Origin of the sequence: Streptomyces muensis (assembly GCF_021474425.1) — a bacterium.
Classification (GTDB): Bacteria; Actinomycetota; Actinomycetes; order Streptomycetales; family Streptomycetaceae; genus Streptomyces; species Streptomyces muensis.
The window spans coordinates 1-23,338 of record NZ_JAKEIP010000020.1 but is presented as its reverse complement, the minus strand read 5'-3'; the positions used below and the strand labels follow the sequence as shown (position 1 = coordinate 23,338).

At 69.8% G+C, this 23,338-nt stretch carries 23 protein-coding genes and 1 pseudogene; 11 read left to right on the top strand and 13 right to left on the bottom strand.

From position 1 onward, the window contains the following. Positions 1-43: 43 nt before the first annotated feature. The 10 genes from L0P92_RS08275 to L0P92_RS08230 form a co-directional block, all read right to left on the bottom strand. Positions 44-1,483 carry an amino acid permease gene (locus L0P92_RS08275; protein WP_234761852.1) on the bottom strand — a complete coding sequence of 480 codons (1,440 nt, stop codon included), beginning with the start codon at positions 1,481-1,483 and terminating at the stop codon, positions 44-46. Beyond that, positions 1,480-2,157 carry a FadR/GntR family transcriptional regulator gene (locus L0P92_RS08270; protein ID WP_234761851.1) on the bottom strand — a complete coding sequence of 226 codons (678 nt, stop codon included), beginning with the start codon at positions 2,155-2,157 and terminating at the stop codon, positions 1,480-1,482. The genes L0P92_RS08275 and L0P92_RS08270 overlap by 4 nt, the downstream gene beginning before the upstream one ends. A gap of 155 nt (positions 2,158-2,312) precedes the next feature. Then, the gene (locus L0P92_RS08265; protein ID WP_234761850.1) at positions 2,313-3,152 is read right to left on the bottom strand and encodes an undecaprenyl-diphosphate phosphatase; all 840 of its coding nucleotides are present in this window, start codon (positions 3,150-3,152) and stop codon (positions 2,313-2,315) included. Between the two features lie 93 nt (positions 3,153-3,245). After that, positions 3,246-3,620, bottom strand: a complete 375-nt coding sequence (gene crcB / locus L0P92_RS08260; RefSeq protein WP_234761849.1) for a fluoride efflux transporter CrcB — start codon at positions 3,618-3,620, stop codon at positions 3,246-3,248. After that, positions 3,617-4,021: a DUF190 domain-containing protein gene (locus L0P92_RS08255; RefSeq protein WP_234761848.1), complete on the bottom strand. Its 405-nt coding sequence runs from the start codon at positions 4,019-4,021 to the stop codon at positions 3,617-3,619. Before L0P92_RS08255 ends, crcB (L0P92_RS08260) begins: the two co-directional genes overlap by 4 nt. Continuing rightward, positions 4,018-4,479: a fluoride efflux transporter CrcB gene (crcB, locus tag L0P92_RS08250; protein ID WP_234761847.1), complete on the bottom strand. Its 462-nt coding sequence runs from the start codon at positions 4,477-4,479 to the stop codon at positions 4,018-4,020. The genes L0P92_RS08255 and crcB (L0P92_RS08250) overlap by 4 nt, the downstream gene beginning before the upstream one ends. A 77-nt stretch (positions 4,480-4,556) precedes the next feature. Further along, complete coding sequence (locus L0P92_RS08245; protein ID WP_234761846.1) at positions 4,557-5,519, bottom strand: SMP-30/gluconolactonase/LRE family protein; 963 nt, start codon at positions 5,517-5,519, stop codon at positions 4,557-4,559. A 45-nt stretch (positions 5,520-5,564) separates the two neighbouring features. Further along, the gene (locus L0P92_RS08240) at positions 5,565-5,852 is read right to left on the bottom strand and encodes a helix-turn-helix domain-containing protein (RefSeq protein WP_234761845.1); all 288 of its coding nucleotides are present in this window, start codon (positions 5,850-5,852) and stop codon (positions 5,565-5,567) included. 209 nt (positions 5,853-6,061) lie between these two features. After that, positions 6,062-7,630 (bottom strand): glycoside hydrolase family 53 protein, encoded by a 1,569-nt coding sequence (locus L0P92_RS08235; protein WP_234761844.1) that lies wholly within the window; start codon positions 7,628-7,630, stop codon positions 6,062-6,064. A gap of 127 nt (positions 7,631-7,757) precedes the next feature. Further along, the gene (locus L0P92_RS08230) at positions 7,758-9,779 is read right to left on the bottom strand and encodes a beta-galactosidase (protein ID WP_234761843.1); all 2,022 of its coding nucleotides are present in this window, start codon (positions 9,777-9,779) and stop codon (positions 7,758-7,760) included. 186 nt (positions 9,780-9,965) lie between these two features. Between L0P92_RS08230 and L0P92_RS08225 the strand changes: the two genes are divergently transcribed. The 6 genes from L0P92_RS08225 to L0P92_RS08200 all read left to right on the top strand — a co-directional run bounded on the left by L0P92_RS08225 (position 9,966) and on the right by L0P92_RS08200 (position 15,139). Beyond that, positions 9,966-11,294, top strand: a complete 1,329-nt coding sequence (locus tag L0P92_RS08225) for an ABC transporter substrate-binding protein (protein ID WP_234761842.1) — start codon at positions 9,966-9,968, stop codon at positions 11,292-11,294. Continuing rightward, entirely contained in the window at positions 11,291-12,226 is a 936-nt protein-coding gene (locus L0P92_RS08220; RefSeq protein ID WP_234761841.1) for a carbohydrate ABC transporter permease, read from the top strand. The genes L0P92_RS08225 and L0P92_RS08220 overlap by 4 nt, the downstream gene beginning before the upstream one ends. Further along, entirely contained in the window at positions 12,223-13,131 is a 909-nt protein-coding gene (locus L0P92_RS08215) for a carbohydrate ABC transporter permease (RefSeq protein ID WP_234761840.1), read from the top strand. Before L0P92_RS08220 ends, L0P92_RS08215 begins: the two co-directional genes overlap by 4 nt. Then, positions 13,128-14,159 carry a LacI family DNA-binding transcriptional regulator gene (locus tag L0P92_RS08210; RefSeq protein ID WP_234761839.1) on the top strand — a complete coding sequence of 344 codons (1,032 nt, stop codon included), beginning with the start codon at positions 13,128-13,130 and terminating at the stop codon, positions 14,157-14,159. Before L0P92_RS08215 ends, L0P92_RS08210 begins: the two co-directional genes overlap by 4 nt. A 163-nt stretch (positions 14,160-14,322) precedes the next feature. Continuing rightward, positions 14,323-14,673, top strand: coding sequence for a VOC family protein (locus L0P92_RS08205; protein ID WP_234761838.1), 351 nt, complete (start codon positions 14,323-14,325; stop codon positions 14,671-14,673). Between the two features lie 76 nt (positions 14,674-14,749). Next, on the top strand, positions 14,750-15,139 hold the full coding sequence (locus L0P92_RS08200) for a MarR family winged helix-turn-helix transcriptional regulator (protein ID WP_234761837.1): 390 nt from the start codon (positions 14,750-14,752) through the stop codon (positions 15,137-15,139). A 75-nt stretch (positions 15,140-15,214) separates the two neighbouring features. On the opposite strand, the gene L0P92_RS08195 is transcribed toward L0P92_RS08200, so the two are convergent. Further along, a complete protein-coding gene (locus L0P92_RS08195; RefSeq protein WP_234761836.1) occupies positions 15,215-16,102 on the bottom strand; it encodes a helix-turn-helix transcriptional regulator in 888 nt (295 codons plus the stop codon). A gap of 378 nt (positions 16,103-16,480) precedes the next feature. Between L0P92_RS08195 and L0P92_RS08190 the strand changes: the two genes are divergently transcribed. The 3 genes from L0P92_RS08190 to L0P92_RS08180 all read left to right on the top strand — a co-directional run bounded on the left by L0P92_RS08190 (position 16,481) and on the right by L0P92_RS08180 (position 19,365). Then, on the top strand, positions 16,481-17,338 hold the full coding sequence (locus L0P92_RS08190) for an aldo/keto reductase (protein WP_234761835.1): 858 nt from the start codon (positions 16,481-16,483) through the stop codon (positions 17,336-17,338). 88 nt (positions 17,339-17,426) lie between these two features. Beyond that, a complete protein-coding gene (locus L0P92_RS08185; RefSeq protein ID WP_234761834.1) occupies positions 17,427-18,323 on the top strand; it encodes an aldo/keto reductase in 897 nt (298 codons plus the stop codon). A 106-nt stretch (positions 18,324-18,429) separates the two neighbouring features. Next, positions 18,430-19,365, top strand: coding sequence for an alpha/beta hydrolase (locus tag L0P92_RS08180; RefSeq protein ID WP_234761833.1), 936 nt, complete (start codon positions 18,430-18,432; stop codon positions 19,363-19,365). Positions 19,366-19,396: 31 nt separating this feature from the next. Here L0P92_RS08180 and L0P92_RS08175 read toward each other — a convergent pair whose 3' ends face one another. Both L0P92_RS08175 and L0P92_RS08170 read right to left on the bottom strand, forming a co-directional pair. Next, complete coding sequence (locus L0P92_RS08175; RefSeq protein ID WP_234761832.1) at positions 19,397-19,798, bottom strand: SseB family protein; 402 nt, start codon at positions 19,796-19,798, stop codon at positions 19,397-19,399. A gap of 116 nt (positions 19,799-19,914) precedes the next feature. Beyond that, positions 19,915-21,156 carry an acyl-CoA dehydrogenase family protein gene (locus L0P92_RS08170; protein ID WP_234761831.1) on the bottom strand — a complete coding sequence of 414 codons (1,242 nt, stop codon included), beginning with the start codon at positions 21,154-21,156 and terminating at the stop codon, positions 19,915-19,917. Positions 21,157-21,340: 184 nt separating this feature from the next. Between L0P92_RS08170 and L0P92_RS08165 the strand changes: the two genes are divergently transcribed. Together L0P92_RS08165 and L0P92_RS08160 are read left to right on the top strand one after the other, a co-directional pair. Further along, on the top strand, positions 21,341-22,678 hold the full coding sequence (locus L0P92_RS08165; RefSeq protein ID WP_234761830.1) for a phosphoribosyltransferase: 1,338 nt from the start codon (positions 21,341-21,343) through the stop codon (positions 22,676-22,678). Positions 22,679-22,792: 114 nt separating this feature from the next. Next, positions 22,793-23,338 (top strand): annotated as a pseudogene (locus tag L0P92_RS08160) (peptidoglycan-binding domain-containing protein); the annotation flags it as partial.

Genomic DNA, 23,338 nt, shown 5'->3' with positions numbered 1-23,338 from the left:
TGGTTGTCGTGGGTCGATGAGGGGTCGTCGACCGACACGGGTCTCACGCGTCGGCCTTGCTTGCGGTGCGCGCGACACGGCGGCGGATGCCGAACCAGCCCGCGACCAGCGCCAGGACGATCAGCGGCAGGCACAGCACGGTGGTGCGGCCGGCGCCTCCGTCGGCGTACATGAGGACCAGGACGGAGGCGAGGAAGGCCAGCGTCACGAGTTCGGTCCAGGGGGAGCCCGGCAGTCGGTAGCCGGGGCGGGTGAGCTCACCCTTCTGGGTCTTCTGCCAGAAGAGCAGGTGACAGATCATGATCATGCCCCAGGTGGCGAGGATGCCGATCGCCGCGAAGTTCAGCACGATCTCGAACGCGTCGGCGGGGACGACGAAGTTGAGGCCGACGCCGAGGACACAGATACCGCTGGTGAGCAGGATGCCGCCGTACGGGACCTGGCTGCGGCTCATCACCGAGGTGAACTTCGGGGCGGAGCCGGACATCGCCATGGAGCGCAGGATGCGGCCGGTGGAGTACAGGCCGGAGTTGAGCGAGGACATGGCCGCCGTCATCACGACCAGGTTCATGACGCCGCCTGCCGCCGGGATGCCGATGTTGGAGAGCACGGTGACGAAGGGGCTCTCGCCTGCCTTGTACGAGGACCAGGGCAGCAGCATCGAGAGAAGGACGACGGAGCCGACGTAGAACAGGCCGACGCGCCACATGATCGAGTTGATCGCCTTCGGCATGATCTTCTCGGGGTTCTCGGTCTCGCCGGCGGCGACGCCGACCAGCTCGACGGAGGCGTAGGCGAAGACGACGCCCTGGATGATCAGCAGCATGGGCAGCAGGCCGTTGGGGAAGACACCGCCGTGGTCGGTGATCAGGGACGGGCCGGGGGTCGTGCCGTCGACGGGGTGCTGGGTGACCAGCAGGAAGATGCCGATGCACATGAAGACGACGAGCGCGCCGACCTTGACGATGGCGAACCAGAACTCCAGTTCGCCGAAGATCTTCACCGAGATCAGGTTCACGGTGAGGACGACGGCCAGGGCTATCAGCGCGATCACCCACTGCGGGATGTCGGAGAACATGCCCCAGTAGTGGGTGTACGTGGCCACCGCGGTGATGTCGGCGATGCCGGTGGTGGCCCAGTTGAGGAAGTACATCCAGCCCGCGGTGTACGCGCCCTTCTCGCCCATGAACTCCCGGGCGTACGACACGAAGGCGCCGGAGGACGGGCGGTACAGGACGAGTTCGCCGAGGGCGCGCACGACGAGGAAGGCGAAGATTCCGCAGACCGCGTAGGCGATGAACAGGGACGGGCCGGCGTCGGCGAGACGGCCTCCGGCACCGAGGAACAGGCCGGTGCCGATGGCTCCGCCGATGGCGATCATGTTGACGTGCCGGGACTTCAGCGACTTGCTGTAGCCGAGGTCTCCGGCGTCTACGTGACCGGACTGGGGGCGCGTCTCTTCTTTGAGGTGCTGCTCGCTCACGCCTCGGGTCCGCCTTCCGTGGTGCTGTCCGTGCGCGCGGGGCGCACGATGTCGGTGAGGGTGGTCTCGACGCGGTCCAGGTGGTGGGCCATGGCGTCGGTCGCGTCGAGTTCGGAACCGTCGATCAGCGCCTCGACGATGGCCCGGTGCTCGCGGTTGGACTGCTCGCGGCGGCCGCCCAGCTCGTTGAGGAAGGCCGACTGACGCGCCAGTGCGTCGCGGATCTCCTCGATGACCCGGCGGAACACCGGGTTCTGGGCGGCCTCGGCCACGGCCAGGTGGAAGAGGGTGTCCATCGCGACCCACGCGGTGGTGTCCGTCTCCCGTTCCATCCGGTCGAGCAGATGGGCCAGGTGGTCGAGGTTCTCCGGGGTGCGGCGCAGGGCCGCGTACCCGGCGACCGGGATCTCGACGTGCCGGCGCACCTCCAGCAGATCGCTGGCCGCGTAGTCGCCGAAGGTGGGGTCCTCGACGGCGTTCGCGACGACGAAGGTGCCCTTGCCGGTCTTGGAGACGGTCAGACCCATGGTCTGCAGGGCCCTGAGGGCCTCGCGCAGGACGGGTCGGCTGATCTCCAGGGTGCGGCAGAGCTCCGCCTCGGAGGGCAGCTTGTCGCCGATGGCGTACTCGCCGCGCTCGATGGCGCTACGGAGGTGTGCCAGGACGGCTTCCATGGCGCTGATGCGTCGCGGGGGCTGTCCGGCTGTCCGGCTGTCTGACAGGTTCACAGGAGTGATACTCCGGGTGGGCCGTGGGTGGTGTCAAGGGAGCCGAAAGAAAAGATTCACCGGGTGTGGGGCCTGAAAGTCGGCTTCACGCCGGATCCGTGTCAACTGTTGATCACGCCCGCGCCCAACAGCCCGAACAGCAGCACCCCGACCACGATCCGGTAGATCACGAACGCGTTGAACGAGTGCTTGGCGACGAACTTCAGCAGCCAGGCGATGGAGGCGTAGGCGACGACGAAGGAGACGGCGGTGCCGACGGCCAGCGGCAGCGCGCCGGTGCCGGTCGTGCCGAGGGCGTCCTTCAGCTCGTAGATGCCGGCGCCGGTGAGGGCCGGGATGCCGAGGAAGAAGGACAGCCGGGTGGCGGCGACCCGGTCGAGGTCGAGCATCAGCGCCGTGGACATCGTGGCGCCGGAGCGCGAGAAGCCCGGGAACAGCAGGGCGAGGATCTGGGAGCTGCCGACGAGCATCGCGTCCTTGAAGGAGGTGTCGTCCTCCCCGCGCTTGTGCCGTCCCATCTGGTCCGCCGCCCACATCACCCCGCTGCCGACGATCAGCGAACCCGCGACGACCCACAGCGAGGCGAGCGGCCCCTTGATGAGCGGCTTGGCGGCCAGGCCGACCGCGATGATCGGGATCGTCGCGTAGATCACCCACCAGGCGAACTTGTAGTCGTGGTGGTAGCGCTCCTCCTTGTCCCGCAGCCCGCGCAGCCACGCGGAGACGATCCGCACGATGTCCTTGAAGAAGTACACGAGCACGGCGGTGATCGCGCCGACCTGGATGACGGCCGAGAACCCGACGACCGCGTCGTCGTCGACGGGGATGCCCATGAGCCCCTCGGCGATCTTCAGATGGCCGGTCGAGGACACGGGCAGGAACTCGGTCACGCCCTCGACGGCTCCGAGGACGATGGCCTGACCGACGCTGATGGCGCTCATGGGATCCAGTTCCGGGGGGTCGGCGGGACAGTGGCGCGCACTGTCCTACCAGGTGCGGGTGTGATCCCCGCGCCGACAACGCCACGTGGCGGCCTAGGACCACACCGCCTGGGCGAGCGAAACCCCCACGAACGCCGCACCGAGGCCCGCGGTCACGCTCCCCGCGATGTTGGCGACGGCGTAGAGCCCGGCGCCGGTCTCCGCCAGCCGGAGGGTCTCGTACGAGAAGGTCGAGTACGTGGTCAGGGCGCCGCACAGGCCGGTGCCGAGCAGCAGCTGAAGGTGGGAGCTCAGGGCGCCCTGGGCCGCCGCGCCGGTGACCAGGCCGAGGATCAGACAGCCGCTGACGTTGACCAGGAAGGTGCCCCACGGGAACACCGAGTCGTGCCGGGACTGCACGGCCCGGTCGGTGAGATAGCGCAGGGGTGCGCCGACGACGGCGCCTGCGATCACCAGCAGCCAGTTCACGGCGCCTTCTTACCTTCCGTGTTCTTACCTGTGTTGTCCGCTTCGGGCGGTTCGGGCGGGGTGTCGCCGCGGCCGATGTACCGGATGACCTCGCAGTCGTCGAGGGTGACGAGCCCTTCGGTGACGAGTTCGTCGAGCTGCGGCAGGAAGGCCCGTACGCGTTCCTCGGTGTCGACGACCACGATCGCGACCGGCAGGTCCTCGCTCAGGGACAGCAGCCGTGAGGTGTGGATCAGGGAGGAGGCGCCGAACCCCTCGATGCCGCGGAAGACGCTCGCTCCGGCGAGACCGGCGGCGTGGGCGCGGTGCACGATCTCCGCGTACAGGGGTTTGTGGTGCCAGGTGTCGTGCTCGCCGACGAAGACGGTCAGGCGCAGGGCCCTGCCGGTCAGCCTGGTCATGGCTGCCTCACTTTCAGAACGCGGCGGGTGGCCGTCGCCGCGAGCCAGACGGCCGTGAGCGCCGCGACGAGGGTGGCGGCGAGGTAGGCCAGGCCCACCCGCGGATGCCCGCTGTCGAGCTGCTTCTGGATGTCGACGGCGTACGTGGAGAAGGTCGTGAAGCCGCCGAGCACTCCGGTGCCGAAGAAGGGGCGGACGAGGCGGTGGGCGGCCCACACCTCGGTGATGACCACCATGAACACGCCGATCACCGCGCAGCCCACGACATTGATCCAGAACGTCGCCCAGGGGAAGCCGCCGGGCCCGGACGGCCACCACAGGGAGGCCGCGTACCTGGCCGTGGCGCCGATCGCTCCGCCGAGCGCGACGACCGCGACGACGGGCGCCTGGGTCCGCCAGGCGGGCTGTCGCGGCGCACGGACGGGGGCGCGCAGGCTCTCGGTGTTCGGGGCTGTCATGGTCGTACGTCTCCTGCCTGGGCCGCCTCACCGCACCTGGCGTGGTGATCGCGGCCGGTCAACAGCGTACGCCGGGCTCATTTGGGTACCGGTGCCTCGCACACCGCGACGCCCCGCTCCCACATGCTGCCCAGGACCAGCCGGCCGCCGGTCTCGCAGACGCTGGTGACCATGCGGAAGCGGGAGTGCCGGCGGGCCAGGTGGTGCACGACCTGACCGGTGTCGTCGACCGCGAGGACGCCGATCGTGCCCGTGGGGCGGAAGGGGGCGCGCACGGCGATGCGTGCGGCGCCGCGGCGTACGGCGGGTGCGGCGCGGTGCAGGAGGTTCAGCGGGGGTACGCGCGGGCCGGCCAGCGCCACCCAGATCGGGCCGTCCGGGGAGCCGCGCCAGAGGTTGTCCGGCATGCCCGGCAGGTTCTCGGCGAAGGGCTCGCTCTGTCCGGTGCGGGGGCCGGTGAGCCAGTAGCGGGTGAGGCGGCATTCGCTGGTCTCGGCGACGACCAGGAAGGAGCCGTCGGCGCTCGGGGCGAGGCCGTTGGCGAACTGGAGGCCGTCCAGGAGGACTTCGGGGGTGTCGCTGCCGGGGGCGAGGTGCAGGAGGCGGCCCGTCGCCGTGTGTTCGACGAGGTCGCCGATCCAGTGGTCCAGGGGGTGGCGGCGGCTGCTGACGGTGAAGCAGACGCTGCCGTCGGGCAGGGCCACGGCATTGCTGCAGAACCGCAGCGGCTCCCCCGCAACCGAGTCGGCGAGGACGCGTACGGTGCCGTCGGTGAGGTCGACGCGGAGCAGTCCGCGTTCGGCGTCGCACACCAACAGGGCGTCGTCCGGGAGGAGTTCGAGACCGAGGGGTCGTCCGCCGGTCTCGGCGAGCACTTCGACCCGGGTCTCGGCTGGGTCCGCCAGGCCGTCGAGGCGCAGGATCCGGCCGTCCTCGACGCCGGTCAGCACCCGGCCGCGCGCGTCGGCGACCACGTCCTCCGGGCCTAGGCCGCCGATCGCGACGTAGTGGTACGGGACGAGCGTCCCCGGACGTTGCATGGTGTGCCTGCCTCTCGCCGTCGGCCCTTCGTCGTCGTCCCCTGCCTACCAGCCCTTCTCAAACATGCGGGCGACCTCGGCGATCCGCATGTCGTCGCGGCGGTAGTACAGGCGCCGCCGGATCCGCTTGGTGCGCAGGAGGCCGATGTTCACCAGGAGGCCGAGGTGGGTCTCGGCGACCTTGCGCGGCACACCGAGTTTCGCGGCCACGGCGGACGCGGTGACGCCGTCCTCGGCGGGGTCGGCGTGCCGCTGCTTCGGGAAGTGCGCGACCGGATCCTTCAGCCATTCCAGGATGTCCAGGCGCGCTGTGCCGGCGGGAGTCCTCAGCATCTCGTCCCCCCTTCATCGGGCCGCGTCGTCACGCGTCCTCCCACTGTCCCGCAGCCGCTGCCGCTCTGTCCGCGACTCTTCGAGCCTTGTCCGGTACCGAACGGGCCTACCGCACAAGGCGGTTCGGAGGGAACGCGCCGGGGCCCGGCCGCGAGCGCGCGACCGGGCCCTTTGTCACCGGCTTGACCGACTCGGCGGAATCGGCGGACTCACCGGTGGCTGAACCACGCCATCGACGAGAGCGCCTTGTCGTCGTAGCCGAACAGTGCCTGGTTCTCCCAGCCGTTGCCGGAGGCGGCGTCGGTCGGGTCCCAGCCGTTGCCGGAGACGGCGGTCCAGGTCGCCTCCCAGTAGAAGACACCGAGGCCGCGGCCGTTCGGGACGGCCTCCACGATGCTGGTCACGTCGTTCATCCAGCGGCGCTGGCCGGCCGTGTTCGCCGGGTAGCCGGAGACCAGCTCGCCGGTGGTGTTGATGATCTCCTCGTGCGCGTCCTCGCTGTCCAGCCGGAACGGGTAGGCCGTCTCGGCGACGAAGACCGGCTTGCCGTAGCGGGCGGCCGCGTCGTCCAGGGTGGTCTGGAAGTCGTAGAGCGAGCCGTGCCAGTAGCCGTAGAAGGACAGGCCGATCGCGTCGAACTTCACGCCGTTCGCGACCGCGTTGTCGAACCACCAGCGGGTGCCGGACAGGTCACCGCCCTTGGCGAGGTGCAGGGCGACCGTGGTGGACGAGTTGACCGCCTTGACGGCGTCGTAGCCCGAGTTGAGAAGTCCTGCGAGCTGCGACCAGTTGCTCGTGGAGCCCTCGTTCCACAGCATGCCGCCATTGATCTCATTGCCCACCTGGACCATGTCGGCGGTGGTGCCTTGAGCCTTCAACGCGTTCAACACGTCGTACGTGTGGTTGTACACGTCGGTCCTGAGTTGACTGTACGAGTGCCCCGCCCAGGCGGCCGGCTTGCTCTGGGCGCCCGGGTCGGCCCAGATGTCCGAGTAGTGGAAGTCGACCAGCAGCTTCATGCCGGACGCCTTGATGCGCTTGGCCATGGCCAGGACGCGCGTCTTGTTGTTGTAGCCGTCGGCCGGGTTGACCCAGACCTTCAGACGCGCGTAGTTCATGCCGGCGTTCTTCAGGATGGTGACGGCGTCACCGGTCGTGCCGGACGCGGTCCTGTAGACGCCGCCCTTGGCCTCGCTCTTGGCGAGGGAGGAGATGTCGGCGCCGTGGATCGACGTGCCGCCCGTGCCGGACGCGAAGGTCAGGTCGTCGACATTGATCCAGTTGCCGGCGTTCGCGTCACTGTTGATGCTGATCGTGCACTGGTTGCCGGTGACATTGACCGGCACGACGATACGGATCCAGCCGCTCGCCGAGACCGGGAGGTCGGTGCGCTGTTCCGCACTTCCGCAGTTCTTCAGCGCTATGTACGCCGAGTTCTGGCCGCCGCCGGAGCGGACCCAGGCGGTGAGCTTGTAGTTGCCGTTGGTCAGCCCGGACAGGTACTGGTACGTCTCCACCTTGTAGGCGGAGGACGCCCAGTGGGTCAGGCGGTAGCTCCCGCCGTGGCCGCCGGCCTCGGTGAAGGAGGCGGAGTTCTGCCCGGCCGCGGAGTACGTGGACCAGCCGGCCGGCGTCGCGGTGCCGGTGCCGTCCGACTCGAAGCCGCCGTTGGTGAGCGTGCTCGCCGCCGAGGCGGTCTGCGCGGGCAGGGCGGTCAGGGCGAGCCCGGCCGCGAGCGGCAGCAGCAGGGCTCGGAGGGTGCGTCTGGGATGGAACATCGTCGTCCGTCGTCCCTTCGACGTAAGTGGGGTTGGGGGTGTCCCTCGCCGCCGTGTAGCGCAACCACCGCGGTGAGGAGCCCCTCCGCCCGCGGCTCGTGGCACGCGCGGGCGGAGGGGAGTCGGCTCAGCCGTCGAGTCGGACGACCCGGACGGCTCCCGCGGGGACCTCGATACGGCCCGCGGCGCGTTCACCGGTCAGCAGCTCGGTGCCGGGTGACTCCAGCGGCACCTTGGCATCGGAAGCGGTGTGGTTGAGGGCGAACAGGTAGCTGCCCGACTCGCCGGAGCGGCGCACCACCTCGACATCGCGGGGCAGGTCGACACGCGGTGCGACCTGCGCGTCCTCGATCGCCCAGCCCAGCAGCGCGTCGAGACCCTCGGCGCCCAGGCGGGTGGAGACGTACCAGGCGGTGCCCTCGCCGAGGCGGTGCCGGGTGATCGCCGGGTGGCCGGCGGTCAGGCCGTCGGCGTAGGTCCAGACGGTCTCGGCGCCGCGCGGGACGACGAACTCGCTCCACACGTCGCCGCTGAGCTCGGAGCCGTCCGGGCCGGTGACCCGCACCAGCTGGTCCTGGAGCAGCGGCGAGAACTCCTCGATCGTCAGTCCGAGGACGTCCCGGAGCGGGCCGGGGTAGGCGCCCTCGTGCACGGCGTCGTGCTCGTCGACGATGCCGGAGAAGTACGACACGACGAGAGTGCCGCCGTTCTCGACGTACTGGCGCAGATTGCGGCCGGCCGCCTCCGTCATCAGGTACAGCGCGGGTACGACGACAAGGGGATAGGGCGACAGGTCGGCTTCCGGGTGGGCGAAGTCGACGGTGAGGTGACGGTCGTAGAGCACCTCGTAGAAGGCGTCGGCGCGCTCGCGCGGGTCGTGGTCCTCGCTGGGCCGCCAGTCGAGGCTCTGCGCCCACCAGGAGTGCCAGTCCCACAGCATGGCCACGTCGGCCTGGGTGCGGGTGCCGCGTACAGTGCTCAACGAGTCGAGGGACGCGCCGAGTTCGACGACCTCGCGCCACACGCGCGTGTCGGTGCCGCCGTGCGGGAGCATCGCCGAGTGGAACTTCTCGGCGCCGCGCCGGGACTGCCGCCACTGGAAGAACATGGCGCCCTCGGAGCCGCGCGCCACATGCCCGAGGGAGTTGCGGGCCATCTGGCCGGGGGCCTTGGCGGGGTTGCGGGGCTGCCAGTTGACGCCGGAGGTGGAGTGCTCCAGGAGGATCCAGGGCGCTCCCCCGGCGACGGACCTCGTGAGGTCAGCGGCCATCGCGAGGTTGACGTGGGTGCGGCGGCCGTCGGTGATCAGGTAGTGGTCGTTGGTGACGATGTCGACCTCGCGGCCCCAGGCCCAGTAGTCGACGGAGTCGCACTGGCTGAGGGCCGTCATGAAGTTGGTGGTGACCGGGATACCTGGCGAGAGGCGGTGCAGGACGTCCCGCTCCATCACGAAGTTCTCGCGCATCGTGGCGTCGGCGAACCGCTTGTAGTCCAGCGCCTGGGACGGGTTGACGGCCGTCGGGGTCGCACGCGGCGGGTTGATCTGCTCGAAGCCGGAGTAGCGCTGGCCCCAGAAGGCCGTGCCCCAGGCCTCGTTGACCGCGTCGACCGTCCCGTATGTCGCCGCCAGCCAGCGGCGGAAGTGGGCGGCGCAGGAGTCGCAGTAGCAGGCGGAGACGGGGACGCCGTACTCGTTGTGCACATGCCACATCGCGAGTGCCGGATGGTCGCCGTAGCGTTCGGCGAGCTTGGTGGTGATGCTCGCGGCGGCCGCGCGGTAGTCGGCGTTGCTGTGACAGATGGCGGCACGGGAGCCGAACTCGTGACGCACACCCTCCGCCGTCACGGGCAGGGCCTCGGGGTGGGCGCGGTAGAACCAGACGGGCGGGCAGACGGTGGGCGTGCCCAGGTCGACGCGGATGCCGTTCTGGTGCAGCAGGTCGAGCAGCCGGTCCAGCCAGCCGAAGTCGTATACGCCGGGTGAGGGCTCCAGCAGGGCCCAGGAGAAGATCCCGACGCTCACCATCGTGACGCCGGCCTCCCGCATCAGCCGGACGTCCTCCTGCCAGACGCTTTCCGGCCACTGCTCGGGGTTGTAGTCCCCGCCGAAGGCGAGCCTGGTGAGGCCCCTGGGCGTGGTCTCCGGCATGGATCTCTCCCGTTTGGTTTCGATCATTTGGGAACGTGCACACATCGAATCAGCGGTGCTGAGCCCAACATAACCGCACAGCAACAACCATTGACAAGTGGCCGGGATGTTTCTCTACTGTGAACGCTCACAGAAGCATGGCGGGCCCTCGCAGCAGGCGGAGGCCCCAGGTCAGGGGAGAGATCCATGCCCATCACGAAGCGTCGGCGACTCGTTTTCAGAACCGCGGCCACCTGTGTCGCCGCCGCCCTCGGCGCCACCGCCCTCGCCGCCTGCGGCTCCGAAGACGCCGGGGAGGACTCGTCGGGGCCGGTCTCGCTGACGTACTGGACCTGGACGCCGGGCATGGACAAGGTCGTCGACCTGTGGAACAAGGGCCCGGGCAAGAAGGACCAGATCACGGTCACGGTGAAGAAGCAGGCGTCCGGCGACACGCTGGTCACCAAGATCCTCACCGCGCACAAGGCCGGCAAGGCCCCGGACCTGGTCCAGGCCGAGTACCAGGCGCTGCCGACACTGGTCAGCAATGACGCGGTCGCGGACATAGCCGACGAGGTCGGCGACGCCAAGGGCAAGTTCGCCGAGGGCGTCTGGCAGCAGACCACGCTGGGCACGGACTCGGTCTACGCGGTGCCGCAGGACATCGGGCCGATGATGTTCTACTACCGCCAGGACCTCTTCAAGAAGTACGGCCTGACGGTCCCGAGCACCTGGGAGCAGTTCGCCGAGACGGCCCGCGCGCTGAAGAAGAAGTCCCCCGACACGGACCTGACCACGTTCTCCGCCAACGACTCCGGCCTCTTCGCGGGTCTGGCCCAGCAGGCCGGTGCCAAGTGGTGGACGACCTCCGGTGACAAGTGGAAGGTCGGCATCGACGACGACGCCTCACAGAAGGTCGCAAAGTTCTGGGGCGACCTCGTCAAGGAGGGCGCCATCGACGACCAGCCGATGTACACGCCGGCCTGGAACAAGGCGCTCAACACGGGCAAGCAGATCGCCTGGGTCAGCGCCGTGTGGGCGCCGGGCACGCTGACCACGGCCGCGCCCGACACCAAGGGCAAGTGGGCCATGGCCCCGCTGCCGCAGTGGTCGCAGTCGGAGAACGTCACCGGCAGCTGGGGCGGCTCCTCCACCGCCGTGACGACGGACTCCAAGAACAAGGCTGCCGCCGCCAAGTTCGCCGCCTGGCTCAACACCGACGGCGCCGCGCTCCAGGCGCTGGCCAAGGAGAGCGGCATCTACCCGGCCGCCACGAACGCCCAGACCAGCGGCGCCTTCGCCACCCCGCCGGACTACTTCTCGAACCAGTCGGACTTCTACACCAAGGCCGCCGAGATCGCGAAGACCACCGCACCGTCGGCGTGGGGCCCGAACGTGAACGTCGCCTACACGACCTTCAAGGACGCCTTCGGCAAGGCCACCAAGGACAAGTCGGACTTCGTCGCCGCCCTGCAGACCATGCAGGACGACACGGTCGCCGACCTCGAGAAGCAGGGCTTCGAGGTCTCCGAGTGACCAGCACAAGCCGGAAGGCGTACGGGGTGAAGGGGGCCCCGTACGCCTTCCTCCTCCCCGCAACGCTCCTCTTTCTGCTCTTCTTCGCACTGCCCATCGGTTACGCGGTCTGGCTCAGCTTCCACAAGGTGAAGGTCTCCGGGCTCGGGCTCGGTTCCGGCGCCCGCAAGGAGGTCTGGGCCGGGCTGGAGAACTACACGGACGCCCTCACCGACAGCGAGCTGGTCGGCGGCGCGCTGCGCGTCCTCGGCTACGGCTGCATCGTGGTGCCGGTGATGCTGGGCCTCGCCCTCCTCTTCGCGCTGATGCTCGACTCCGACAAGGTGCGGCTCGCGCCCTTCACCCGGCTCGCGATCTTCCTGCCGTACGCCATCCCCGGCGTGGTGGCCGCGCTGCTGTGGGGCTTTTTGTACCTGCCGGACGTCAGCCCCTTCTACTACGTGCTGGAGAAGTTCGGTCTGCCGCAGCCGGACCTGCTGGACGGCGGGCCGCTGTATCTCGCCCTCTCCAACATCGCGGTCTGGGGCGGTACGGGCTTCAACATGATCGTCATCTACACCTCGCTCCAGGCGATCCCGGCCGAGGTGTACGAGGCGGCCAAGCTGGACGGCGCCACGCCGCTGCAGATCGCGCTGCGGATCAAGATCCCGATGGTGGCGCCCTCGCTGGTGCTGACCTTCTTCTTCTCGATCATCGCCACGCTCCAGGTGTTCAACGAACCGACGACCCTCAAGCCCCTCACCAACTCCGTGTCCACGACGTGGAGTCCGCTGATGAAGGTGTACCAGGACGCCTTCGGCAAGGGCGACATCTACGCGGCGGCCGCCCAGGCCACGATCATCGCGCTGGCGACGCTGCTGCTGTCCTTCGGCTTCCTGCGGGCCGCGAACCGTCGGAACAAGCGGGACTTCGGTCACGGAGGTGCACGATGAGCTCCCTCGCCGTCGGCAAGGCCGACACGGCCGCCGGCACCACGTCCGGGGCCGCGCAGAGCCGCCCTCCGCTGCGCCGCCGGATCGCACTGGTCCCCACGATCACGCTGCTGCTCGGCGCGGCCTACTGCCTGCTGCCGGTGGCCTGGGTGGTGATCGCGGCGACCAAGTCCGGCAGCGAGCTGTTCTCCACGTTCACCTTCCTGCCGGGCACGGGCTTCGCCGACAACTTCTCGGACCTGAGCGCCTACCGCGACGGCGTGTACTGGCAGTGGATGGGCAACTCCGCCCTGTACGCCGGTCTCGGCGCGCTGCTGTCGACGGTCGTCTCGGCGTTCAGCGGCTACGCGCTGGCGATCTACCGGTTCCCCGGCCGCGAGACGCTCTTCAACGTGCTGCTGACGGGTGTGCTGATGCCGCCGGTCATCCTCGCCATCCCGCAGTACCTGCTGCTGGCGAAGGCGGACCTCACCGACTCGTACCTGGCCGTGCTGCTACCGCAGCTCCTGTCGCCGTACGGCGTCTATCTGTCGCGGATCTACGCGGCCGCGGCCGTGCCCGCCGATGTGGTGGAGGCCGGGCGGATGGACGGCGCGAGCGAGTGGCGGATCTTCACGCGGGTCGCGCTGCCGATGATGGTGCCCGGCATGGTGACGGTGTTCCTGTTCCAGTTCGTGGCGATCTGGAACAACTTCCTGCTGCCGTACATCATGCTCAGCGACGACGAGAAGTTCCCGATCACGCTGGGTCTGTACACGCTCCTCGAACAGGGTGCCAACACGCCGGCGCTGTACACGCTGGTGATCACCGGCGCTTTCCTCGCGGTCATCCCGCTGGTGGCGCTCTTCCTGGTCATCCAGCGGTTCTGGAGCCTGGATCTGCTCTCCGGGGCCGTAAAGTCATGACCATGAGCAACACGGGGGGCCGACGCAAGCCGCCGACGATCCACGACGTGGCGCGCGAGGCCGGAGTCTCACGGGGCACGGTCTCGCGGGTGCTCAACGGCGGGCACTACGTCAGCCCGACCGCCCAGGAGGCGGTCAACGCGGCGATCCGCAAGACGGGTTACGTCGTCAACCGGCATGCCCGCTCGCTGATCACGGGACGTTCGGACTCGATCGGCTTCCTGCTGACCGAGCCGCAGGAGCGGTTCTTCGAGGATCCCAACTTCAACGTCCTGCTGAGCGGCTGCACCAAGGCGCTCGCGGCGCACGACATCCCGCTGCTGCTGATGCTGGCGGGCACCCGGGACGAACGGCGGCGCATAACGCGGTACATCACGGCGGGTCATGTCGACGGGGTGCTGCTGGTGTCCAGCCACTCCGGGGACCCGGTGGCCGACGAGCTGCGCGAGGCGGGGGTGCCGCTCGTCCAGTGCGGCAAGCCCATGGGGCTCGGCTCCAAGGTGAGTTACGTGGCGGCGGACGACCGGGACGGCGCCCGTGACATGGTGCGCCACCTGCTGTCGCTGGGCCGCCGCCGGATCGGCGTGGTGAGCGGTCCGCTGGACACCCCGGGCGGTGTCGACCGCCTCGCCGGGTACAAGGAGGTGCTCACGGAGGCGGGCGTCGAGATCGACGAGCGGCTCATCGTCTCCGGCGACTACAGCCGCGCCAGCGGCGAGGCCGGCACCGAGCGGCTGCTCGCCCAGGCCCCGGACATGGACGCCTTGTTCGTGGCCTCCGACCTGATGGCGCAGGGCGCCCTGACCGCGCTGCACCGGGCGGGCCGCCGGGTGCCCGAGGACGTGTCCGTGGGCGGCTTCGACGACTCCAGCGCGGCGACGGAGGCCACCCCGGCCCTGACGACGGTGCGCCAGCCCTACGACCGCATCAGCGCCGAGATGGTGCGGTTGCTGCTCGCGCAGATCGGCGGCGAGGACCCGGCGGCGGTGATCCTGCCGACGGAGCTGGTGAAGCGCGAGTCGACCTGACGGCGTTAGCCGGCCGCGAGGGCGCGCCACGCGGCGATACGGCCGTGGGCGCGCCCTTCGCATGCGACCGGTCAGGAATCGAGAAGCCCGCCACCGCTCCCCCGTCCTAGCGTGAAACCACCGACGAGAACCGTCGGCACACACGTCACGTCAGGAGTACGCCATGACCGCCGGAGTCAACACGATCATCTACCCCGTCAAGGACCTCGACCGGACGAAGGCCCTGTTCAGGGCCCTGCTGGGCACGGAGCCGTATGCGGACGAGCCGTACTACGTCGGCTTCAAGGACGCCGGACAGGACGTCGGCCTCGACCCCAACGGGCACGCGAAGGGCATGACCGGCCCGGTCCCCTACTGGCACGTCGACGACATCCGGACCACCCTCGCGGCCCTGCTGGAAGCGGGCGCCGAGACGCTCCAGGACGTCCACGACGTCGGTGGCGGCAGGCTCATCGCCTCCGTGCGGGACGGGGACGGCAACCTCGTGGGGCTGCTCCAGGACCCGACCGCCTGAGAGCCTGCGCAGAACTCGTTGCGCACGCAGTAGTTGCACAGTCAATAAATGGCCGAATCGGTGCTACCGTGCCGGTATGGCAGTGAAGACGGCCGATGCCGGACTCGAGGACCGCTGGCGGGAGATCCTCTCCGTACACGCGCGCACGATGACGGAGATCGACCGCGTTCTGCACCCGCACGGGCTCGGCGCGAGCGACTTCGAGGTGCTCGACATCCTCGCCTCGTCGACGCCCGAGGAGGGCGCGCAGTGCCGGGTGCAGAACCTGGTCGGACGGGTCCATCTCAGCCAGAGCGCACTGTCCCGGCTCATCGGGCGGCTGGAGAAGGACGGCCTGGTGGAGCGCTCCGTCTGCGCGGAGGACCGGCGCGGTGTCTACGTCGCCCTCACCCCCAAGGGCCGTGCCCTGCACACGGAGGTCCTGCCGCTCCAGCGCGACGTGCTGGCCCGGATGCTGAACGGCTGACACCGGGCAGCCGGATGGCTGGACGACACCGGGGCGCGCCCTCGCCGATGTCCGGCTCCGCTCCTGTCGCGAAAGTCAGCTCGTGGATTCGGTGTCGGCGTCGTGTTCCTGGCCTGCGACGGTGGCGGACCAGCCGGCGAGCAGTTTGAGCCCGTCCGCGGCAGCGGTTCCGGCTGGTGCGCTGTAAACGGCCAAGGTCAGTCCGGTGTCGTCCGGCAGGCGCATGGTCTCGTGATGGAGTTCCAGGTCGCCCACGACCGGATGGTGGAGGCGCTTTGTGCCCTCGCGGAAGACGTGTACGTCGTGGGATCCCCACATCATGCGGAAGGCGTCGCTGCGGGTGGACAACTCGCCGATCAGGTTGGACAGCTCCCGGTCGTAGGGGTTCTTGCCCGCTTCGACGCGCAGTGCGCCCACGGTGGCGTGGGTGACGCGTTCCCAGTCGCGGTAGAACTGCCTGGCCGCGGGGTTGAGGAAGGCGAAGCGGGCGGTGTTGGCTCCGCAGGTCGGGTCGGCGTACATCTGTGAGTACAGGGCTCGCCCCAGCGGATTGGCGGCCAGGACGTCGAGTCGGTTGTTCTGCAGGAACGCCGGCAGCTCCGGCATGCCCTCGATGATCCGCGCCACGCTCGGCCGCACCGTCGGCGCGGCTTGGCGCTGCCGGGAGCTCGCCGCGCGTGCGGGACCGGCGGCTCGGGCGAGGTCGTACAGGTGCATGCGTTCGGTGTCGTCGAGACGCAGGGCGTGAGCGAGGGCCTCCAGCACGCTGTCCGACACCCCTTTGAGGCCGCCGCGCTCCAGGCGTGTGTAGTACTCCACGCTCACTCCGGCGAGCATCGCGACTTCACCCCGGCGCAGTCCGGGCACCCGCCGCTGACCGTAGACGGGCAGGCCCGCCTGCTCGGGGGTGACCTTGTCCCGCCGGGAGCGAAGGAAGGCTCTGACTTCTTCCCGGTTGTCCATACGGCCAGGCTAGGCCGGTCTCGTTCGGGGTGGGGGTCCCTGCCGGTACCCCTCACAGCACGGACTCCCACCGCCCTGCCGGCGCGGGTTGCATGGGGAACGTCCCGCTGCGCCGGGACCCCCGAGTACCACGAGCCCTCGGTCTGACCGAGGCCCGAAAGGAGGGCGACCCGGACCACGACGAGGCCACCCGCGTCATCCACCACGCCCTGGACTCCGGCATCAACTTTCGGCCCGCGCACGCTTCAGCACCTTCAGTCGCAGCTGGCGGCAGCCGACGTGCCCCTCGATGCGGCAGTTCTGGACCGCGTCGACACCATCGTCACCCCACTCACCCCCGTCCTCTACTCGACATTCCACGGAAAGGAAGCCTGGACGATGTCCTCGCGAACCCCCACGGTCACCCTCAACAACGGCGTCGACATGCCGGTCATCGGATTCGGCGTCTTCCAGATCCCCGACGACCGGACGCAGCAGGCGGTGGAGGCCGCGCTGGAGGCCGGCTACCGCTCCATCGACACCGCCGCGGCCTACGAGAACGAACGAGCCGTGGGCCGGGCCATCGCCGCCAGCGGCATCCCGCGCGACGAGCTCTTCATCACCACCAAGCTGTGGATCCAGGACCAGGGCGAGGAGAGCGCCCTTCGGGCCTTCGACCGCTCGCTCGACCGGCTCGGCCTCGACCACCTCGACCTCTACCTCATCCACCAGCCCTTCGGCGACTACTACGGATCGTGGCGGGCCATGGAGAAGCTGCACCGCGACGGCCGCACGCGAGCCATCGGCGTCAGCAACTTCCACCCCGACCGGCTAGCCGACCTCCTCACCCACAACGACACCGTGCCTGCGGTCAACCAGATCGAGACCCACGTCTTCTTCCAGCGCGCCGACGACCACAAGCTCATGCGTGAACACGGCATCCAGCACGAAGCCTGGGGCCCCCTCGCACAAGGCGGCCAGTTCTTCGACAACCCCGTGCTCGTCGACATCGCCCACGCGCACGGCAAGTCCGTCGCCCAGATCGCGCTGCGCTGGCTGATCCAGCAGGACATCGTCGTCATCCCCAAGTCGGTGAAGCCCGCACGCATGGCGCAGAACCTCGAGGTGTTCGACTTCGCCCTCACCGACGACGAGATCGCGCGCATCACCGCCCTCGACACCGGCCGCAGCCACGTCTTCGACCACCGCGACCCGGAAGGCGTCAAGTGGCTCGGTGCGACGCGCTTCCACACGTGATGCGACCGCCCACGCCCCTGCCCGCGACACAACCGTCCGGACACGGCAGGCCCACCGGAATCTTCCTCAGCGCCTACGGAGTACCAGCATGAATGCCCCGCACGAAACCATCACTCTCAACAATGGCGTCACCATGCCGCCCATCGGTCTCGGCGTCTTCCAGAGTCCGCCTGAAGAGACCTCCGCCGCCGTCGAGGCCGCGCTCCGCACCGGCTACCGTCACATCGACACCGCCGCCGGTTACCTCAATGAGCGCCAGGTCGGTGAGGGCATCCGTCGTTCCGGTGTCGATCGCTCCGAGGTCTTCGTCGAGACCAAGGTCTGGGTCTCCGACTACGGCTACGACGAGACCCTGCACGCGTTCGACAAGAGCGCCGGGAAGCTCGGCCTCGACGTCATCGACCTGCTGATCCTGCACCAGCCGATGCCGCAGCACTTCGAGCGGACCATCGGCGCCTACAAGGCCCTCGAACAGCTCCTGGCCGACGGGCGGGTGCGGGCCATCGGCGTCAGCAACTTCATGCCCCACCACCTGGCAGATCTCCGGAAGCAGACCACGATCGTCCCGGCCGTGAACCAGGTCGAGCTGCACCCGTACTTCACTCAGCCTGACGTGCGGGCCGCGAACGCCCAACACGGCATCGTCACCCAGGCATGGTCGCCGATCGGCGGCATCACCTTCTATCCCGGCTACGGCGACGAGCGCCGCAGCGTCATGCAGGACGAGACGATCAAGGGCATCGCCGCCGCGCACGGCAAGTCGCCGGCCCAGGTGATGCTGCGCTGGCACATCCAGCAGGGCCGGTCCGCCATCCCGAAGTCCGTCAACCCTGGCCGGATCACGCAGAACTTCGACGTCTTCGACTTCACGCTCAACGACGACGAGATCGCCGGCATCGACGCGCTCAACACCGATGTCCGACTCGGGCCCAGCCCCGACGACGTGGACCCGTCCACGTGGGGCCTCGAGATCCCGGAAGCCTGAACATCACGTATCCCACGCCGGCACCCCGTACACGACTGCCGGACATCAGCAAAACCGAACTCGAAGAATCTCATGGCCAGGAGAATGGCCGGAAAGTGGCGACACCATGACGATCGCTAACACCGAGCAGGTCAGCATCAAGGCGCTGGCCTGGGACATCGCGGCCGATATCTATTTCCCGCCCGGATTCGATGCCACGCAGAAGTACGCGACGATTATCAGCGCCCACCCGGTCGGCAGCTGCAAAGAGCAGACGTCGGGCAATGTCTACGGCACGGCGCTGGCTGCGGAGGGCTTCGTGGTGATCGCCTTCGACGCGAGCTTCCAGGGCGCCAGCGGTGGCGAGCCCCGGGCCCTGGAGGACCCGACCCTGCGGGTGCAGGACTTCAGCTACGTGATCGACTACCTGGTCACGCTGCCGTATGTCGACGAGAACAGGATCGGAGCCCTCGGGATCTGTGGCGGCGGCGGATACGCGGTCAACGCCACCATGACCGAACGCCGGATCAAGGCAATCGGAACGGTGACCGGCGCGAACTACGGTCGAGCCATTCGCGAGGCGGGCTCGAATCACGATCCGATCAGCGCGCTGGAGGCCATGGCCGCTCAGCGCACTGCCGAAGCCCGTGGCGCCGCACTGCGGGTGGACGACGCGCTGCCGTCGTCACCGGACCAGGCGAGGGCGATGGGCCTGACGGACATCGACGTGGTCGAAGCCACCGAGTACTACCGCACCGACCGTGGTCGCAAGCCGAACGGCGTCAACCTCTCGATCTTCTCGCGCTCGGCGACCGCGGTCGGCTGGGACGCGTTCGACAGGGCAGAGGTGCTGCTCACCCAGCCGTTGTGCATCGTGGTCGGCGACAAGCCCGGCGCGTTCGGGGCCTACCGCTCCGGCCTGGAGCTCTACGGCCGCGCGGCCTCGAAGGACAAGGAGCTCGTCGTTGCCGAGGGCTGGTCGCACTACGACCTCTATGACCAGCCCGAGCCGGTGAAGATCGCACTGGACCACCTGGTCCCGTTCTACAAGCAGCACCTCTGACGGTGAGTTGGCGTGCCCGGGGACCGGCGCGCTACGGCCGGGCCAGCAAGGTCCGTACGCCCTCCGAGGTCAGGGTCAGCGGGTGGGAGGACCCGGCGTCTATCGTCAGCGCCAGGTCGTCGGCCGGCCACTGCGAGGCGAGGGCGCCCAGCGGGACCAGGCGGTAGCGGGAGACGAAGGGCAGCAGTTCGGCCATCGCGGGCTCGGAGGTGAACACGGGGACGACCGGCTCCCCGCCCGGACGTTCGATGACCGGCAGCGCCACGGCGCCGGGGTCGGTGGCGTCCTGTTCGTCGACGTCGTCGGGCACGGGCACGAGGACGTCGCTGCTCGCGAGCGTGTCCATCGCCGCCGTGTCCTCGGTGTTCCCGGCCAGCGCGTCCAGCGCACGCCGGGCCGGTGTGACGGTGTTGTCGTTCGCTGGTGTCTCCATGACAGATCCCCTGGTAGCGGCGTTCGTGCGGTCCTGCTCACGTACCCGATCCGGAGCGGGGCATTCCTGCGACTGTCCAGGGGATCTCGGAGACTTCGGCCAGGGCTCCGCGCGGCTCAGGGGATCAACGGAATGTGCTCGGACGGCAACCCCATGCGGTCGCAGCCCATCCGGCGGGCCAGGGGCTCGGCCATGCTGGGCCCGACATGGGTCAGGTACATGGCCGCGTCCCGGAAGTAGCGCTGCATCCGCTCGCCGTCGCGGGCGTGCCGGGAGCCCGCGGTGCGAAAGAGGGTGCCCTGGAGGACGTCCCAGGTCATGCAGCCTGCGTTCAGGAACATCAGCGCGAGACGGTTGTCCTCGGCGATAGTGAAGGGGGCGATGCCGGTGGCGTTGCGCCGGCAGGTCTCCATCCACTCCTCGGCGGTGCCGCGCAGTGCCGCCTCTGCCGTGTGGATCACGCCGAGGGCCTCGCCCAGGTGCCGCTGGTAGTCGTGGAGTTCGCCGCGGGTGCGGTCGGGTTCGAGGACGAGCGGGCGGTCGGCGACGACCCGGGCGTACTCGTCGGCGGCGGCGTACGCGGTGCCGATCATGATGGCGGCCAGTTCGCCGTGGAAGAAGCTCGGCGCCCGCCCGGCGTACATGGGGTTGCCGTGCAGCGCGGAGCCGACGCTGCCGCCCTCGACGGGCAGGTCGAGCAGGCTCGCCTCGCAGGTGAGGTGAGTGGGGATGCGGGCCTGTTCCATGTGGATGCTGTTGGAGCCGCTGCCGCGCAGGCCGAGGACACCGTGCCAGTCGTCGAGCACCGTCCACACCGAACGCGGGGCGACGAAGAGCAAGGGCGGTCCGGGCGGGGCGCCCGGGTGGTCGGGGGCGCGCAGGGTCTGGCCGACGTAGTGGGTGGAGTAGGGGGCGCCCGAGGAGTAGGGCCAGGTGCCGTCGAGGACGACATGGCCGTCGCCGTCGGGCTGTGCGATGCCGATGGGCGCGACCGTGGACGCGGCGCGGAAGTCGCCGTCGGCGCCGAAGATCTCGTCCTGTGCCTTCTCGCCGAAGAGGGTGGCGACCTGGAGGACATGGGCGGCGGTGAGGGACAGGGCCCAGCCGGTGGAGGGGCAGCCCCGGGCGATCTCGGTGACGACCCGGTAGAAGGTGGGCAGGCCGAACTCGTAGCCGCCGTACCGGCGCGGCTGCAGCATCCGGTAGAAGCCGGCCCGCAGGAAGTCGTCGTGGGTGTCCTTGGGGTAGTGCGTCAGCCGTTCGGTCTCCGGCTGGCGTTCGAGCAGCGCGGGCCGCAGGTGCACGGCGCGTTCGACGATGTCGGTTTCGGTCAGACCGGGCTCGGGAGCGGCGATCACGTTGCCTCCTGACGTGTGGGGCCGTCCGTTGGTGCCGTGCCGCGTGACGCGTCACGAGTGATTGAACACGGCAACCACGGGTGGGGTACCGACCGGATATCGCCAAGTGCCGGGGCCGGGGCGAACAGTCGTAGCCTGAAGGGAAAGGGACAGGCTCCCGTCCTCGTGGGCGCGGGAGGCGCGTATGCGTTACGACGACCGCAGGGCCGCCGGTCAGATGCTGGCGGAGGGGCTGGCGGAGCTGCGCGGCCAGGATGTGGTGGTGCTGGGGCTGCCGCGGGGCGGGGTGCCGGTGGCGGCCGAGGTGGCCCGGCGGCTCGGCGCCCCGCTGGATGTGCTGGTGGTGCGCAAGCTGGGCGTGCCGCAGCAGCCGGAGTGGGGGTTCGGGGCGATCGGCGAGGGCGGGGTCCGCGTCCTCAACCGGGACGTGATCGCGGACGCCGGGCTGGGCACGGCGGAGCAGGAGTCCGTCGAGGCGGCCGAGCGCGCCGAGCTGGAGCGGCGGGTGCGGAGCTACCGGCAGGGGCGGCCGGCGTCGCCGGTTGCCGGCCGCACGGCGGTCGTCGTGGACGACGGGCTCGCCACCGGCGCCACGGCGGAGGCGGCCTGCCGGGTCGTACGGGATCAGGGCGCGGCCCGGATCGTGCTGGCCGTGCCCGTCGGACCGGCCCACAGCGTGGCCCGGCTGGCGCGGGTGGCCGACGAGGTGGTGTGCCCGCGGGCGCCGGAGGTGCTCGGCTCGGTGGGGGCCTGGTACCGGCACTTCGCCCAGGTCTCGGACGAGGAGGTGACGGCCCTGCTCGCGGCGGCCGCCCGGTCCGAGTCCCGCTCCCCCACGCCGGCCGAGCCCCCGAACCGTGAGGTGCTGATCCCGGCCGCCGGAGCCCGGCTGGGCGCGCGTCTGGTCGTGCCGGACGGGGCGCCGGCCGCGGTGGCGTTCGCGCACGGCAGCGGCAGCGGCCGGCACAGTCCGCGCAACCGGTACGTCGCCACCGAACTCAACCGGGCCGGCCTGGCCACCCTGCTGCTCGACCTGCTCACCGACGACGAGGCGCACGACCGGCACAACGTCTTCGACATCTTCCTGCTCGCCCGCCGACTGCACGCCGCGTCGCTGTGGCTGCGTGGTGAGACCGGCCTGCCCGTCGCCTATTTCGGCGCCAGCACCGGAGCCGCCGCGGCGCTGGAGGCGGCCGCGCTGTCCGACTCCGAGATCCGCTCGGTCGTCTCCCGCGGCGGCCGCCCGGACCTGGCGACGCCGGCCGCGCTGACCCGGCTTCGGGCACCGACCCTGCTCATCGTCGGCAGCCGTGACACCCAGGTGCTCAGCCTCAACCGCCTCGCCGCGGACCGGATGCACTGCGAGCACCGCATCGCCGTCGTCCCCGGCGCCACCCACCTCTTCGAGGAGCCCGGCACGCTCACCACGGTCGCCGAACTGGCCCGCGACTGGTTCACCGCCCACGTCGAGCGGCCCACCGCCACGGGGACGCCGGGGACACCACCGCGCCGGTCGGCGTGAGACGGCTTGTTCTGGACGGTCCGGAGGCCCCGCTTCCACCGACAGCCGGACGCATGGAGATTATGTGGGGAACATATGCCTGAACTCTGGATCCCGCACGGAGAAGGACCCCACGTGAGTCAACCGAACGGCCCCGTCTGCCCGGAGTGCGCTGCGCCCCGGGCTTCGGACGGAACTCCCGCCTGCTCCTGCGCCCGCCGTGCGTCCGAGGCCCGTCGCGATGCCCGCACGGCGGAGGCGGCTGCCGCGGAGGACTTCGATCCGGTACGGATACGGCCGTTCGTGGAGCTGGGTGCCGAGACCGGGGCGGTCACGTCGGCGGAGGATGAAGTCCCGCGAGAATCAGGGGACTTGGCGGATCCGGACGCAGACCCCACCCCCTCGGACACAGCAGCGCCGGCGCCCGTCCCCGACTCGGGCGACCCCCACGAAGACCCCCGGCAGCGCAGGCGCCGCACCCTTCTCATCACGGGCGCGGTCGCCACGCTGGCCGTCCTGCTGACGAGCGCCTTCCTGAGCGGTCTGTTCCTCTACGACAGCCCCTCGCGGGACCGAGCGGCCTCCGACGACGTACGGGCCCCCGTTCCCGACGCCTCCACCGAGGACGGCACCTCACCCGAGGGACAGTCCGCCGGCACGGCTTCCGCATCACCGTCCGAG

Excerpts from the sequence above, each read along its gene's own strand:
- L0P92_RS08225 (WP_234761842.1), top strand. The coding sequence starts at position 9,966 with ATGCCCATCACGAAGCGTCGGCGACTCGTTTTCAGAACCGCGGCCACC.
- L0P92_RS08165 (WP_234761830.1), top strand. The coding sequence starts at position 21,341 with ATGCGTTACGACGACCGCAGGGCCGCCGGTCAGATGCTGGCGGAGGGG.
- L0P92_RS08195 (WP_234761836.1), bottom strand. The coding sequence starts at position 16,102 with ATGGACAACCGGGAAGAAGTCAGAGCCTTCCTTCGCTCCCGGCGGGAC.
- L0P92_RS08215 (WP_234761840.1), top strand. The coding sequence starts at position 12,223 with ATGAGCTCCCTCGCCGTCGGCAAGGCCGACACGGCCGCCGGCACCACG.
- L0P92_RS08185 (WP_234761834.1), top strand. The coding sequence starts at position 17,427 with ATGAATGCCCCGCACGAAACCATCACTCTCAACAATGGCGTCACCATG.
- L0P92_RS08240 (WP_234761845.1), bottom strand. The coding sequence starts at position 5,852 with ATGCTGAGGACTCCCGCCGGCACAGCGCGCCTGGACATCCTGGAATGG.
- L0P92_RS08265 (WP_234761850.1), bottom strand. The coding sequence starts at position 3,152 with ATGAGCGCCATCAGCGTCGGTCAGGCCATCGTCCTCGGAGCCGTCGAG.
- crcB (WP_234761847.1), bottom strand. The coding sequence starts at position 4,479 with ATGACAGCCCCGAACACCGAGAGCCTGCGCGCCCCCGTCCGTGCGCCG.
- L0P92_RS08200 (WP_234761837.1), top strand. The coding sequence starts at position 14,750 with ATGGCAGTGAAGACGGCCGATGCCGGACTCGAGGACCGCTGGCGGGAG.
- L0P92_RS08190 (WP_234761835.1), top strand. The coding sequence starts at position 16,481 with ATGTCCTCGCGAACCCCCACGGTCACCCTCAACAACGGCGTCGACATG.
- L0P92_RS08230 (WP_234761843.1), bottom strand. The coding sequence starts at position 9,779 with ATGCCGGAGACCACGCCCAGGGGCCTCACCAGGCTCGCCTTCGGCGGG.
- L0P92_RS08235 (WP_234761844.1), bottom strand. The coding sequence starts at position 7,630 with ATGTTCCATCCCAGACGCACCCTCCGAGCCCTGCTGCTGCCGCTCGCG.
- L0P92_RS08210 (WP_234761839.1), top strand. The coding sequence starts at position 13,128 with ATGACCATGAGCAACACGGGGGGCCGACGCAAGCCGCCGACGATCCAC.
- L0P92_RS08270 (WP_234761851.1), bottom strand. The coding sequence starts at position 2,157 with ATGGAAGCCGTCCTGGCACACCTCCGTAGCGCCATCGAGCGCGGCGAG.
- L0P92_RS08180 (WP_234761833.1), top strand. The coding sequence starts at position 18,430 with ATGACGATCGCTAACACCGAGCAGGTCAGCATCAAGGCGCTGGCCTGG.
- L0P92_RS08255 (WP_234761848.1), bottom strand. The coding sequence starts at position 4,021 with ATGACCAGGCTGACCGGCAGGGCCCTGCGCCTGACCGTCTTCGTCGGC.
- L0P92_RS08245 (WP_234761846.1), bottom strand. The coding sequence starts at position 5,519 with ATGCAACGTCCGGGGACGCTCGTCCCGTACCACTACGTCGCGATCGGC.
- L0P92_RS08175 (WP_234761832.1), bottom strand. The coding sequence starts at position 19,798 with ATGGAGACACCAGCGAACGACAACACCGTCACACCGGCCCGGCGTGCG.
- L0P92_RS08205 (WP_234761838.1), top strand. The coding sequence starts at position 14,323 with ATGACCGCCGGAGTCAACACGATCATCTACCCCGTCAAGGACCTCGAC.